Genomic DNA, 13,749 nt, shown 5'->3' on the forward strand with positions numbered 1-13,749 from the left:
ATCCTTTCGTTCACAGACTTGCGATGGCGGTGCGGACGTGCGTGAGGATGCGCGACGCCGACGTTGGTGCGGGGCTCGGCCCGGGGTCGCAGGCCGACAGGTTGGCGGCGCGGACGTGCACGAACGCCGCGGCGGCGGCTGCCTCGCCGGCGGGCAGCCCCGCGGCCAGCAGCGCGCCGATGACGCCCGACAGCACGTCGCCGGATCCGGCTGTGGCCGCCCATGATTGGCCCGCGGGGTTCAGGTACACCCGGCCGGCGGGCTCGGCGACGACGGTGACGTTGCCCTTCAGCAGCACGGTGACGCCGAACCGGTCGGCCAGCGCACGGGTGGCGCCGACACGGTCGTCGCCGGGGGGCGAACCGGCAAGGCGCGCGAACTCGCCGGCATGGGGCGTCAGCACGGTCGGCGCGGAACGGTTCATGACGATCTCGGGGTGCGCGGCCAGAATCGTCAGCGCGTCGGCGTCGACGATCACCGGAAGATCGCTGTCCAGCGCGTACCACAACGCCGCCGCACCGGTCTCGTCGGTGCCGAGGCCGGGGCCGACCACCCATGCCTGCACCCGGCCGGACGCGCTGGGACCGGGTGCGGCGATCACCTCGGGCCAGTGTGAAAGCACCTGCTGCCCAGCGCTTCCCGCGTAACGCACCATGCCAGACGTGGCTGCGACCGCCGCGCCGGTACACAGCACGGCCGCGCCCGGATAGGTCGCGGATCCGGCGAGGACGCCGGTCACGCCCTGGGTGTACTTGTCGTCCTTCGGCCCCGGCACCGGCCAGAGCGCGGCGACGTCGCCCGCGTCGAGACCGATGACGTCCGACGGCGGCAGGTCGAGCCCGATGTCGATCAGCTCGACTCGTCCACAATCGCCCAGCGCGTGAACGGGTTTCAAGCCCCCGAACGTCACGGTCAGCGCGGCGTGCACGTGCGGGCCCGCAGTGGCGCCCGTCTGCACGTCGACGCCGCTGGGGATGTCGACGGCCACCACGGGCACGCCGGCGTCGTCGACGGCGGCGAACACCTCGGCGGCGTTCGGCCGCAATGAACCCGAGCCGGAGATGCCGACGACCCCGTCGACGACCAGATCCGTTGTTCTCGGCACTGTTTCGACGACCCTGCCACCTGCTGCGCGGAAGGCGGCCAGCGCCTTGCGGTGTGTCTGCTCGGGATTGAGCAGGACAGCGGCGGCCGACGCGCCGCGTCTGCACAGCAGCGTGGCCGCCCAGAGCGCGTCACCGCCGTTGTCACCGGAACCCACCACCGCGCACACATGACGTCCGGCGATACCGCCGGTGCGCATCATCATCTCCCTGGCGATCGCGACGGCCAGCCCGTTGGCGGCTCGGCGCATCAGGACGCCGTCCGGCAGGCTCGCCAACAGCGGCGCTTCTGCCTCGCGGATCTCATCGGCGGTGTAGTAGTGCCGCATCGAGATCAGGATTCCATGCCAACCCCCTTTTCGGTTGGCGACGCGGGAATGCACCGCTCAGAAGGGTGGCGCCCGTCACCCCGAGCAACACAATCGGCTACTGGCACCGCCACCGGTCGTGCCGCGACAGATAACGATCCGATAACGGTGCATGGCGGACGGCCGTGATCATGAAGCCTTTCGTCAGCACTGCGCCAGGACATTTGTGTTCCGGATCGGGCGGTGCTCACCGAGGCCGACCGGTGCGGAATCGACCAGTCCACCGGTCCGGCAGGCACGGCGCTGTGGTTCGACGCCAACCTGCTGCACGGTTCGGGTTCGAACATCACCCCGTTCCCGGGTCGAACATCTTCCTCGTGTTCAACTCGGTGCAGAACCCGCCCACCGAGCCGTTCGCGGCCGCTCGGCCCCGGCCGGAGTATCTCGCCGCGCGACAGGTCGCCCCACTGGGTTACGTCAGCTGACGAAACGCCCGTCGGGGTGCGGTATCGTCACGCCGTGGCCCCGGTCAGCGACATGGGCGGCCGAACCGAGTTCTTCGGTCCGGTCGTTCGCGAGCCGGACGAGCCGGTCTTCCACGAGCCGTGGGAGGGCCGCGTCTTCGGCATCTCGTTCTTCCTGCTGCCCTTGCTCGGCCGCAGCGTCGACATTCTGCGCTTCGCGATGGAGAAGCTCCCGCGCGACGTCTATCTCTCGGCCTACTACCGGCGTTGGCTGGCGGCCTTCGAGAACCTCCTCGTCGATGCCGGTTATCTGGCACCCGGCGAGGTCGATGCCCGAGTCGCCGGCGGCAGCGCACGCACCGGAGCGCGGCACCAGTCGGGCACGCGCCTGGCGCTGACGAAGCGGCTGTTGCGGTCGACTCTGCGGTTCCCCCAGCCCCGCTGGATGGCCGGATATGTACTGCCTAGGGTGCTGGGCACGTCGCGTCCGGCGCTTCGGCGGCGGCGCTTCGCAATCGGAGACCGGGTACGGGTACGCACCACCCGCGCGGTGCCGTTCACCCGCCGGCCCGGCTACGTGTCCGGCAAGCCCGGGGTGATCGTCGCGACCCTCGGCGCAACCGTGTTCCCCGACGCCCGCGCGGTGGGTAGGCGCGCATCGCCGCAACAGCTGTATACGGTCGTCTTCCAGGGCTCCGACCTGTGGGGCGCGGCCGCCGAACCGGGCACCGAGGTACGGGTGGACCTCTACGAGTCTTACCTGGAGGCAAAGTGACCGACGAAACCGCTACGCGCGTCGAGGCTTTGGAAGCGCTGCTCGTGGAAAAGGGAATCGTCGACTCGCACGTCATCGACGAGGTGATCGAACACTACGAGACGAACGTGGGGCCGATGAACGGCGCGAAGGTGATCGCTCGCGCCTGGGCCGATCAGGACTATCGGCACCGGCTGCTCACCGACGCGACCCGTGCGGTGGCCGAGCTCGGCTTCGGCGGACCTGAGGGCCACCTGATCGTCGCGGTTCCGAACACGCCGACGACCCACAACGTGGTGGTGTGCACGCTGTGCTCCTGTTATCCCTGGCCGGTGCTCGGGCTGCCGCCGGCGTGGTACAAGTCGCCGGCGTACCGGTCGCGGATGGTCGCTCAGCCACGGGCCCTGCTCGCCGAGATGGGACTCGACGTTCCCGCTGACGTGACGATCAGGGTGTGGGACAGCTCGGCGGAGGCACGTTATCTCGTGCTGCCCGAGCGGCCCACCGGCACAGACGATTTCGGCGAGGCCGAGCTGGCGCGACTCGTAACCCGAGATTCGATGATCGGAGTGGGGCGACCGCGCTCGCCCACGGACGTCGTTGGCCAGTGAGGCGGCCCGCATCGATGCCGATCTTCAGGGACCGGTTTCGCCGCCGCGCGACAACGGGGAGATCGTGTTCGCCGAGCCGTGGGAACGTCGTGCATTCGGTGTGACCGTGGCCCTGTGCCGGTCCGGGGCGTGCAGTTGGGATACGTTCCGGGACCGCCTGATTCGCCGCATCGCCGAGGACGACGTGCGGCCGTACTGGCGAAGCTGGGCGGCGGCGCTCGAGGACGTACTCACACATGCCGCCCTGGTGGAGTTGCCCGAGCTGGACGACCGGCATCGCCTACTCTCGAATCGCCCGACGGGTTTCGACCACTGAGTGCTCAGCCGCGGCCGTCGACGCGGTTCCAGAAGGCACCCGCCGAACGAGACGCCCATGAGATGCGATGAGGACCGGTCCAGGCCGGTGAGCAGGTCGTCGAACCAGTGCGCCTGATCGTCACCGCCCACATCGGGGTCGAAGCGCGCGCGGGCGCGGTCGCTGCGGAAGGTCCGACGTCTGGACTGATCTCGCCCTCCTGTGTCTCGATCACCCATCTTGAGCAGTGGCACGCCCCCACGAAGGACTTTGGGCTCTACGGATGGCGACTTCTACCCGCAATTCGTCGCTGCGAATCCTGCCTAAGCTGTCCGAGGCGGTGAATCGGGGTGGTTGCCTCTAGTTCCTCGCAAGGCGTTTACCCGGACGCAACCGACTTCGTTGAGCCGCTAGCGTCGTACCCGTAATCGCCGCCAGATTCGAGGGGGACTGTCGGCGCCGTATGGCGGCGCCGACAGCCAGAAGATCACTCGACGGTGACGGACTTGGCCAGGTTGCGCGGCTTGTCGACGTCGTAACCACGGGCCTGCGCCACGCCGGCGGCGAACACCTGCAGCGGAATGGTCGACAGAAGCGGCTGGTACAGCGTTGACACCGCGGGAATTTCGATCAGATGGTCGGCGTAGGGCCGCACGGTGTCGTCGCCCTCCTCGGCGATGACGATCGTGATCGCGCCGCGCGCCTGGACCTCGCGGATGTTGCTCAGCAGTTTGCCGTGCAGCATCGGCGCGTTCTTGGGCGACGGCATCACGACGATCACCGGCAGGCCGTCCTCGATCAGCGCGATCGGCCCGTGCTTGAGTTCACCGGCGGCGAACCCCTCGGCGTGCATGTACGCCAATTCCTTGAGCTTGAGGGCGCCCTCGAGCGCGACGGGGTAGCCGACGTGACGGCCGAGGAACAAGACCGTCTGCGATTGCGCGAACCGCTTCGCCAGAGCGTTGACCGGCCCCACCGTGTCGAGGACCCGCGCGACGAGGTCGGGCATGGCCTCGAGTTCGGCGAACTCACGCTCCACCTCTTCGGGGTACTTCGTGCCGCGGGCCTGCGCAAGAGCAAGCCCGACAAGGTAATTCGCGGTGATCTGGGCGAGGAACGTCTTGGTCGACGCGACGCCGATCTCGGGTCCGGCGCGGGTGTAGAGCACCGCGTCGCACTCGCGCGGGATCTGGCTGCCGTTGGTGTTGCAGATCGCCAGCACCCTGGCCTTCTGCTCCTTGGCGTGGCGAACGGCCTCCAGCGTGTCGGCCGTCTCGCCGGACTGCGAGATGGCCACCACCAGCGTGTGCCGGTCGAGAACCGAGTCGCGGTAACGGAATTCGCTGGCCAGCTCCACCTCGACGGGCAGCCGGGTCCAGTGCTCGATCGCGTACTTGGCCAGCAGCCCGGAGTGGTAGGCGGTGCCGCAGGCCACGATGAAGACCTTGTCGATCTCGCGCAGCTCCTGGTCGGAGAGCCGCTGCTCGTCGAGCACGATGCGGTTGTCGGCGAAGTGGCCGAGCAGCGTGTCGGACACGGCGGCGGGCTGCTCGGCGATCTCCTTGAGCATGAAGTACTCGTAGCCACCCTTCTCGGCGGCCGAGATGTCCCAGTCGATGTGGAAGGGGCGAGCATTCGCGGCGTCATCGTTTCCGGCGAAGTCGGTGATGCGGTAGCCGTCGGCGGTCACGACCACCGCCTGGTCCTGCCCCAGTTCGACCGCGTCGCGGGTGTGCTCGATGAACGCGGCGACGTCGGAGCCGACGAACATCTCTCCCTCGCCGACGCCGATCACCAGCGGGGTGGACCGGCGGGCGGCCACGATGGTGCCCGGCTCGTCGGCGTTGGCGAAGACGAGGGTGAAGTGGCCCTCCAGGCGGCGGAGCACGGCGAGCACGGACTGTGCGAAGTCGCCTGCGGTGTCGCCGTCCCGGTATTGCCGGGCGACCAGGTGCACTGCCACCTCGGTGTCGGTGTCGCTGGCGAACTCCACGCCCGCGGCCTCCAACTCAGCGCGCAGGACGGCGTAGTTCTCGATGATCCCGTTGTGCACGACGGCGATCTTCTCGGCGGCATCGCGGTGGGGATGGGCATTGCGGTCGGTGGGCCTGCCGTGGGTGGCCCAGCGGGTGTGGCCCAGGCCGGTGCTGCCGGCCAGGTCGGCGGCGTCGCTGTCGCTCAGCGCGGCTTCCAGGTTGGCCAGCCGGCCGGCCCGGCGCCGGACGGTCAGCCCGCCACTGCCGTCGAGCAGCGCGACACCCGCCGAGTCGTACCCGCGGTACTCCATCCGGCGCAGCGCATCGACCACGATCTCGCAGGCAGGACGCTGCCCGACGTAGCCGACGATTCCACACATAAGCATTCAGGGTAGTCCAAGAGCCGCCTCGGACCCTGTGGGCTACGGTCGTCAGGTGGCCCGGACGAAGAAGCTCTTCAAGGCCCTGACCCGGCGCGGCCCGCACCGCGTTTTGCGCGGTGACCTGGCCTTCGCCGGACTTTCCGGTGTCGTCTACACCCCCGAAGCGGGCCTGAACCTGCCCGGGGTGGCTTTCGGTCACGATTGGCTGGCCGCTGCCGACCGCTACGAGGGCACGCTGGAGCATCTGGCCTCGTGGGGCATCGTCGCCGCTGCCCCTGCCACCGAGACCGGCCTGGCGCCGTCGGTGCTCAACCTGGCCTACGACCTGGGGACGGCGCTGGACATCATCACCGGTGTGCGGTTGGGCCCGGGCGCGATCAGCGTGCATCCCAACAAGCTGGGCGTGGCCGGACACGGATTCGGCGGCTCGGCGGCGGTCTTCGCCGCGGCCGGGATGCAGGCGGGGCCGCATGGCCCAAATGCCGTCGTTGCGATGTTCCCCACAATCAGCGCTCCGCCGGCCGTGGAACCGGCGTCGACGCTGCAGGTGCCCGGGTTGATCCTGGCCGATCCCGGCGACCCCATGTCGCTGCGGTCGAACGCCGTCGAGCTGGCGCGGGTGTGGCGGCCGGCGACGTTGCGGGCGTTGAAAAGCGTCAAGGCGGGCGGGTTGATCGAAGGTCGGCGACTGGCGCGGGTGGTCGGGCTGCCGGGCGCCGACCGTGGCACCCAGAAGATCGTGCGCGCGCTGGTGACCGGATATCTGCTGCACACGCTGACCGGCGACAAGGCCTACCGCGACTTCGCCGATCCCGAAGTCGAGCTCCCGAAGGCTCCCGTGTTGGACCCCTTCTCGGACGATCCGGTGGACCTGGAGAACAAGGTCGTCGCGCTGCTGAAGCCCTAGTGCGGCCCAACCAACCGGTTGGGTGTACGTTCCAGTGATGCGCACCGGAATCTTCCTCGGCTATGCGGGCGGCTTCAAGGAGGCCGTCGACGACGTCGTCGAGCTCGAGCAGGTCGGCATCGACATCGCGCTGGTCGCCGAGGCCTATTCGTACGACGCGATCAGCCAGCTCGGTTTCCTCGCGGCCCGCACCTCGCGGATCGAGCTGGGCACCGGCGTCGTCCCCATCTACGTCCGGACCCCGACGCTGCTGGCGATGACGGCCGCGGGGCTGGACTACGTCTCCGACGGCCGCTTCCGATTGGGCATCGGCACGTCCGGCCCGCAGGTGATGGAGGGTTTTCACGGCGTGCCGTTCGACGCGCCGCTGGGCCGCACGCGCGAGGTCGTCGAGATCTGCAGGCAGGTGTGGCGTCGCGAGCGGGTGGAACACGACGGCAGGTACTACAAGATCCCGCTGCCCGCGGAGCAGGGCACAGGCCTGGGTAAGCCGCTAAAGTTGATCAATCACCCTGTCCGCGATCGCATTCCGATCACCATCGCGGCACTCGGACCGAAGAACGTCGAACTGACCGCCGAGATCGCCGAGGGCTGGCAGCCGGTGTTCTTCCATCCGGAGAAGGCCGAGGACGTCTGGGGCGATGCGCTTCGGGCGGGGTTCGCCAAGCGCGATCCGTCGCTGGGGCCGCTGGACGTGATGGTGAGCGCTCCCCTGGCGATCGGTGACGACGTCGACAGCCGATTGGCATGGGCGAAGCCGCAATTGGCGCTCTACATCGGCGGCATGGGCGCACGCGGACGCAACTTCTATCACCAGCTCGCCACCAGGTACGGATACGGCGACGTCGCCGACCACATCCAGGATCTCTACCTGGCGGGAAAGAAGACCGAAGCCATCGCGGCGGTGCCGGACGACCTGGTGCGCAACGTATCGCTGGTCGGACCGCGCGGGTTCGTCGCCGAGCGAGTGGCCGCTTATGCGGAGGCCGGTGCGACGACCCTGCTACTGCAACCGCTGTCGGGCGACCGGCGGGAATCGGTGCGGTTCGTCGAGGAGTTGAGCGCCCTGTTGCCGTAGACACCGGAGACACCGGCCGGACCTGTCACCGGGCTGTGGCATACTCGAACACATGTTCGATACAGCGGGGCTGGCGATGGTCGACGAGGACGCCGACGAGGCGGCGTTGGTCGAACAGATCGCCCGGCTGGAGCGGGTGAAATCGGCCGCCGCTGCCGGTCAGGCCCGCGCGACGGCAATGTTGGAAGCCAAGCGACGCGCCGCCGAGGCCACCGCCGGGGTGCCCTCGGGGAAGCGGGGCCGCGGGCTGGCCAGTGAGATCGCGCTCGCGCGGCGCGACTCCCCGACGCGGGGCGGCCGGCATCAGGGCTTCGCGAAGGCCCTGGTGTACGAGATGCCCCACACCCTGGCCGCGCTGGAATGTGGAGCGCTCTCCGAATGGCGTGCCACGTTGATCGTGCGCGAATCGGCATGTCTGAGCATCACCGACCGCCGCGCGCTGGACGCCGAGATGTGCGCCGACGTCACCGGATTGGACGGCAAGGGCGATGGGCGGATCACCGCGGCGGCCAGGTCGATCGCCTACCGACTGGACCCGCAAGCGTTCGTCGAGCACGCGGCCAAAGCGGCCCAGGACCGCACGGTGACCATCCGCCCCGCGCCCGACACCATGACCTACCTGACCGTACTGCTGCCGGTGCAGCAGGGCGTCGGCATGTACGCCGCACTCAAACGCCAAGCCGACACCACCTTCGACGAACGCTCCCGCGGTCAGGTCATGGCCGACACCGCCTACGAGCGGATCACCGGGCGGCCTGCCGAGGTGCCCGAACCGGTGGCGGTCAACCTGGTCATGTCGGATCAGACCCTGCTCGGCGACGACGACAGCGCCGCGGTGATCGACGGCTACGGGCCCATCCCGGCCGAGGTGGCCCGCCGGCTGGTCGAAGCCGCCGGACTGGACCGGCGCACACGCGCGACACTGCGGCGTTTGTACCGGCGCCCCGACAAAACCGCGCTGGTGGCCATGGAGTCACGGTCGCGGCGATTCCCCAAGGGGTTGGCGAAGTTCATCGCGCTGCGCGATCAGCGATGTCGTACCCCCTACTGCGACGCCCCGATCCGCCACACCGACCACGCCATGCCCCGCAGCCGGGGCGGGCCCACCGATGGCATCAACGGGCAAGGCCTGTGCGAGCGGTGCAACTACGAGAAAGAAGCACCCGGCTGGCAGGTCAGCACATGTGAGGTCGACGGCGTGCACCACGCCGAGTTCCTCACCCCGACCGGTGCACGCCACCGCTCGGTCGCCCCGGCAACTCCCGGCCCATTCACGATCGAGGTCGCCGAAGTCGAAGCACGAATCAGCATCGCGCTCACGGACCTACACGCGGCGTGAGGGCGTCCCGGTTCCTCGCGAAGACCTCGCTGATCTCCGCGACGACGACGCCGAACGCGAAATACAAAGGGACGAGCCAAGGTCCGACGCCGACGAGGCCGTCACAGGCGTCGTTGTAGGCGAATACCCCAACCTTCACGAGGACGATCTCGACCATCGGCCCGACGATCGCGGCGACTGCTCCGCAGATCGCTCCGGGACCATCGCCCAACGCAGACCAGACGATGACGGCCATCGCGGCGATGAGAGCGGTGCTGGGCACCACCGGCGCGCTGTGGACCAACGCGGTGGTGACGTACATCCCGATGACCGCTGCGACGCCGGCCAGCGCCTGTCGCGCCGTGACATCACGACGCGGCGCGGGTAGGTGCATGCGGATCTCTGCCAACGAGACGGTGGCCACGCCGACCAGCAACGGGAACCAGAACGGGCTGCTCCACACGAACGGCACCGTGTCGGTGAAGTACTCGGTGGTGCCGGTGACGACGTGGCTGTGATCGCCGATGAGCGACGCGACCGCGCCCAACAGAAAGAGGAACAACACCTCCGGCAGCCGCAATTTCACGCAACGGAGGCTACTCGCTACTCCCCGATCTGCGGCAACTCATCGGCCGCGATCTCACATGGTGTCCCACTGTCGAGTTCAGCAGGCGGCTCGGACGAAACGGCTAACGGCTCCGCGGGGTCTGCCGGCTCGGGGGGCGGGGTCGCGGCGGGTTCCTCCGGCGGCGTGTCGAGCGAACTCGCGGGCGCCTCTTGCGGCGGGCAGGCATCGGTCGCAGCCGGATCGACGGGCTCCTCCGACTCTTCCTCGCCTACTTCGGTTTCCGGTTCACCATCCTCGTCGACATCGTCGGGGTCCTCACTGGTCTCGTCGAGATCGTCGGCGTCCTCGAGTTCGTCGGGTTCGTCGGGTTCGTCGATGTTCAATTCGTCCCCGGCCTCACCCGGGTCGAAGCCGCCGTCGCCGGGGCCGAGCAATCCGCCGAAGAGGTCACCCAGCTGCTGCCCGAAACTCGAAAGCCCGCTACCGATATCGGGCAGGCCGCCGCCACCGAGAGAGGGCGAGGATGGTGCCGCCGTCGCCGGGGCCGTGCCGGCATCGGCCGGCAGCGGCGCGACGGGCGCTGGCGGCGCTGCCGCCACGGCGGGCGGCGCCGCTCCGGGAGGTGCGAACGAAGAACCGGCCGGCGAGGCAGGTGGGATCCATCCAGCCGGGGTGACCGGCGGTGCGCCGCCGTCCGGCGCCGACGCCATCACGGTCCCAGCCGGGGCGACCGCACCCGTGCCGTCGCTCGAGGCGGGCGGCCACGCCGGGCCGAGCTCGCCCGGCACCTCGAACGACGTGCCCGCCGACGAGGCGAGGTCGGCTGTCGCGGCGTCGTAGGCCGCTTCGACGGCGTCGACGGCCGCGCGCATCGCCGACAGCCACTGCCCTCCGATCACGCTGTCCACGAACGGCTTCACCTCCTGATCGACAAGCTCGCTCGCCGCCGCGCGATCACCCGCCCCGGTGATCACCGTCTGTGCCGCTGACAGCCACTGATCGCGGCGCGGCTGCGCGCTGTCGTCGATGGCCAGCACGGTCGCCACCTTGCCGTCGACGGCCTGCCATAGGCGGTCGCGCAAGTCGGCCAGCGCATGCGTGGCGGTTCGAACGGCCGCCAGTGCAAGTGCCGAGGTCTCCGCATGCCGCGCAAGGAACTCCTGCGACGCAAGCGCGCCGGCGCCCTGCCACGCCGCCGCGAGCACCGTCCGCTGCGCGTCCTGCCGGACGAGCGCCTCGTCGAATGCAGCGGTAACCGACTGTAGCGCAGCGCAATCCGCCTGCAAGGCCCGAAGATTCATGCCGTCTTCACTGGCGTACCAGTCGCGCACCTGTGCGGCATGGGCCGTCAGATCGGGATGCCGGTAGCCCAGCGCATGGCACGCCGAGACGTAGCGCTCGATGTCGGCGACACCGGGCAGCCCCTCAGCCAATCGCGCTGGAGCATCGAAGGCCTCGGCCACGTCAACTCACTCGGTCGGCCGTGCGGGCGTCGGCATCGGCATATCGATCAGCAGAGGCTCGCAGCGTCGCCGCGATCTCCGCCGACGCCCGTGACCACTGCCGCAGTCCGTGCACCACGTCATTGACGCTCGTCCGCAGGACATCGCCGCGACCGGTGTACGCCCGGCCCGCGGCGGCGCCGTCGAAAACCAAGCTGCTCAGATGCATCCGCACCGCATCGTCGACGGTGTCGGCGACGGCCTGGTACTGCCGGGCGACATTCACCAAAGCGGCCACGTCGACGCGGGCAGCGTCAGTTTCTCCCATGTATGGCTTGGACGCAGCAGCGCGCCCGGCGGTTCCGCCCTCAGCGCTGAGCGCTGACCGTCTCGGCCACGCGGACCGCCAACTGCCGTGCGGTGTCCTCGTCGGCCGCCTCCACCATCACCCGCACAACCTGTTCGGTCCCGGATGGCCGCAACAGGATTCGCCCGGTGTCGCCGAGTTCCGCTTCCGCCTCGGCGACCGCCGTGCGGACCGAGGGAGCGTCGGCCACCGTCGCCTTGTCCGCGACCTCGACGTTGATGAGGACCTGAGGCAGGGTCCGCATCGGCGCGGCCAGCGCCGCGAGGGTGGCCCGCGTCTGCGCCATGCGCGACATCAGGCGCAGGCCGGTTACGATGCCGTCGCCGGTCGTTCCCATCGCCGGCATCACGATGTGGCCGGACTGCTCGCCGCCCAGCGAGTACTCGCCGGCCCGCAGCTCCTCGAGCACGTAACGGTCGCCGACGCTCGTGGTGCGGACCTCGATGCCCGCCGCACGCATCGCGAGGTGCAGGCCCAGGTTGCTCATCACCGTCGTGACCAGGGTGTCGGACGACAGTTCGCCGGTCGCCTGCATCGCCAACGCGAGGATCACCATGATGGCGTCGCCGTCGACCACGCGACCGCCGGCGTCCACGGCAAGGCAGCGGTCGGCGTCGCCGTCGTGCGCGAGGCCGAGATCGGCGCCGTAGGACACCACCGCCGAGCGCAGCGCCTCCATGTGGGTCGACCCGCACTGGTGGTTGATGTTGAGGCCGTCGGGTTGCGCGTTGATCGCGATGACGTTGGCGCCCGCGGCGCGATACGCGCTCGGCGCCGCCGTGGAGGCGGCGCCGTTGGCGCAATCGACGACGACGGTGAGCTGGTCCAGCCGCGTGGTCACGGCCTTGCCTGCATGACGCAGGTAACGGTCGAGTGCGTCCTCGGCGTCGACGACGCGGCCCAGAGCGGCGCCGGTGGGCCGCTCACCCGGTCCCTGATGGACCAGTTCCTCGATGCGGTCCTCGGTGGCGTCGTCGAGCTTGTGACCGCCCGGCCCGAAGATCTTGATGCCGTTGTCGGGCATCGGGTTGTGCGATGCGCTGATCATCACGCCGAAGTCGGCGTCGTAGGCGCTCGTCAGGTAGGCCACCGCCGGGGTCGGAAGGACGCCGACGCGCAGGGCGTCCACGCCCTCGCTGGTCAGGCCTGCAATGACCGCAGCCTCCAGCATCTCGCCGCTGGCGCGCGGATCGCGGCCGACAACGGCCACCCGTCGGGCATGCCCCCCAGCGCTGCCCAGCCGCCGAGCCGCCGCGGAGCCCAAAGCCAACGCCAGCTCAGCGGTCAGATCACGGTTGGCGACACCGCGCACCCCGTCGGTGCCGAACATCCGACCCATGCGGACAAACTTCTCATAGATGGACCGTTCAAACACAACCGACGTGGTCATCGACCGTCTCTACGCCGAACCGGTACCTGGGCGAGACCGGAAACGGGTCACCGCCCGCACCCCTGGACGGGATGCGGGCGGTGATTGCTGGTCAGAACTTACCGCGCGGGACGATTTGCCGCGCCCGGAGCGTTCTCCGAGTTCCCCGAGCCATTCTGCGACATGGTGATGTCACCGACCTCGCTCGTGCACGTGTAGCTTTCCTCCGCACCGCTGTCGATCTGCTCGGCCAAGACTCCGAGCTGGCCAACATCGACGGTGTCGCAGAGCAAGGCAGATATCTGCGCCGCGACCCCGACGTTCACGTCGTTGAGCACTGATACGTCGCCGATCGCCAAGTTCACCAGTCCGTCTTGAAGTTGGAGCGGCTGTGCAGCTGCCACACCCATTCCGCCGGTGAACAGCAGCGCTCCACCCATAACGGCACCAGCGGTCGCCCGCTTCATCATGTCTCGCATTCGTAATTCCCTTTCGGTCGGGAAGCAATGGATCCGGACCCCCGACGGGCTTACGCCACCGGTGGCAGGGCCTGCCTGCCGTGACGCAAAAGACGCCTCTGCTTCCGCGCCAGGGGTTCCACGAACGACCGGGAAGCCAAACAGGAAATCGGGAATTGGATCGGGACCCCGGCACATAAGGTAAATCTGCTAATTAACTGACTCGAAAATATTTTCGCTTGTAGTCGCAGGTCGGGCCTATGACAGCGATCCTGTCCGTACCGCCCGCGACGTTACTCGCGCCGCCAGAAAAATTATCGCGGCGGTATCCAGCAAACGAAACGCCGG

At 69.0% G+C, this 13,749-nt stretch carries 13 protein-coding genes and 1 pseudogene; 7 read left to right on the plus strand and 7 right to left on the minus strand.

Annotated elements, in window-relative coordinates; genetic code table 11:
* Positions 1–10: 10 nt before the first annotated feature.
* The gene (locus ABGB19_RS21070; protein WP_347688044.1) at positions 11–1,432 is read right to left on the minus strand and encodes an NAD(P)H-hydrate dehydratase; all 1,422 of its coding nucleotides are present in this window, start codon (positions 1,430–1,432) and stop codon (positions 11–13) included.
* Between the two features lie 273 nt (positions 1,433–1,705).
* On the opposite strand from ABGB19_RS21070, the pseudogene ABGB19_RS21075 reads away from it, so the two are divergent.
* From ABGB19_RS21075 to ABGB19_RS21090, 4 genes and pseudogenes are all read left to right on the plus strand, one after another.
* A pseudogene (locus tag ABGB19_RS21075) lies at positions 1,706–1,896 on the plus strand (ectoine hydroxylase); the annotation flags it as partial.
* A 34-nt stretch (positions 1,897–1,930) separates the two neighbouring features.
* Positions 1,931–2,650, plus strand: coding sequence for a nitrile hydratase subunit beta (gene nthB, locus ABGB19_RS21080; protein ID WP_347687938.1), 720 nt, complete (start codon positions 1,931–1,933; stop codon positions 2,648–2,650).
* Positions 2,647–3,240 carry a nitrile hydratase subunit alpha gene (gene nthA, locus ABGB19_RS21085; RefSeq protein ID WP_347687939.1) on the plus strand — a complete coding sequence of 198 codons (594 nt, stop codon included), beginning with the start codon at positions 2,647–2,649 and terminating at the stop codon, positions 3,238–3,240. Before nthB ends, nthA begins: the two co-directional genes overlap by 4 nt.
* Positions 3,230–3,556: a nitrile hydratase accessory protein gene (locus tag ABGB19_RS21090; protein WP_347687940.1), complete on the plus strand. Its 327-nt coding sequence runs from the start codon at positions 3,230–3,232 to the stop codon at positions 3,554–3,556. Before nthA ends, ABGB19_RS21090 begins: the two co-directional genes overlap by 11 nt.
* Positions 3,557–4,022: 466 nt before the next feature.
* On the opposite strand, the gene glmS is transcribed toward ABGB19_RS21090, so the two are convergent.
* Positions 4,023–5,891, minus strand: a complete 1,869-nt coding sequence (gene glmS / locus ABGB19_RS21095; RefSeq protein WP_347687941.1) for a glutamine--fructose-6-phosphate transaminase (isomerizing) — start codon at positions 5,889–5,891, stop codon at positions 4,023–4,025.
* 55 nt (positions 5,892–5,946) lie between these two features.
* Here glmS and ABGB19_RS21100 point away from each other — a divergent pair, with 55 nt between their 5' ends.
* Genes ABGB19_RS21100 through ABGB19_RS21110 form a run of 3 tightly spaced genes read left to right on the plus strand, consistent with a single transcriptional unit; the run spans position 5,947 to position 9,218 of the window.
* Positions 5,947–6,801: a hypothetical protein gene (locus tag ABGB19_RS21100; RefSeq protein ID WP_347687942.1), complete on the plus strand. Its 855-nt coding sequence runs from the start codon at positions 5,947–5,949 to the stop codon at positions 6,799–6,801.
* 37 nt (positions 6,802–6,838) lie between these two features.
* Positions 6,839–7,879, plus strand: coding sequence for an LLM class F420-dependent oxidoreductase (locus tag ABGB19_RS21105; protein ID WP_347687943.1), 1,041 nt, complete (start codon positions 6,839–6,841; stop codon positions 7,877–7,879).
* 52 nt (positions 7,880–7,931) lie between these two features.
* Positions 7,932–9,218, plus strand: coding sequence for a DUF222 domain-containing protein (locus tag ABGB19_RS21110; RefSeq protein ID WP_347687944.1), 1,287 nt, complete (start codon positions 7,932–7,934; stop codon positions 9,216–9,218).
* Here the strand turns inward: ABGB19_RS21110 and ABGB19_RS21115 are convergent.
* From ABGB19_RS21115 to ABGB19_RS21135, 5 genes are all read right to left on the minus strand, one after another.
* Positions 9,196–9,783 (minus strand): hypothetical protein, encoded by a 588-nt coding sequence (locus tag ABGB19_RS21115; protein WP_347687945.1) that lies wholly within the window; start codon positions 9,781–9,783, stop codon positions 9,196–9,198. The two genes, ABGB19_RS21110 and ABGB19_RS21115, sit on opposite strands and share 23 nt — an antisense overlap.
* A 17-nt stretch (positions 9,784–9,800) precedes the next feature.
* A complete protein-coding gene (locus ABGB19_RS21120) occupies positions 9,801–11,228 on the minus strand; it encodes a hypothetical protein (protein WP_347687946.1) in 1,428 nt (475 codons plus the stop codon).
* 1 nt (position 11,229) lies between these two features.
* Positions 11,230–11,535 (minus strand): type VII secretion target, encoded by a 306-nt coding sequence (locus tag ABGB19_RS21125; protein WP_347687947.1) that lies wholly within the window; start codon positions 11,533–11,535, stop codon positions 11,230–11,232.
* 40 nt (positions 11,536–11,575) lie between these two features.
* Positions 11,576–12,913 carry a phosphoglucosamine mutase gene (gene glmM, locus ABGB19_RS21130; protein WP_347687948.1) on the minus strand — a complete coding sequence of 446 codons (1,338 nt, stop codon included), beginning with the start codon at positions 12,911–12,913 and terminating at the stop codon, positions 11,576–11,578.
* Between the two features lie 149 nt (positions 12,914–13,062).
* The gene (locus tag ABGB19_RS21135) at positions 13,063–13,413 is read right to left on the minus strand and encodes a hypothetical protein (protein ID WP_347687949.1); all 351 of its coding nucleotides are present in this window, start codon (positions 13,411–13,413) and stop codon (positions 13,063–13,065) included.
* Between the last annotated feature and the right edge of the window lie 336 nt (positions 13,414–13,749).

Source organism: Mycobacterium sp. B14F4 (assembly GCF_039871645.1).
In the GTDB taxonomy this organism is placed as follows: Bacteria; Actinomycetota; Actinomycetes; order Mycobacteriales; family Mycobacteriaceae; genus Mycobacterium.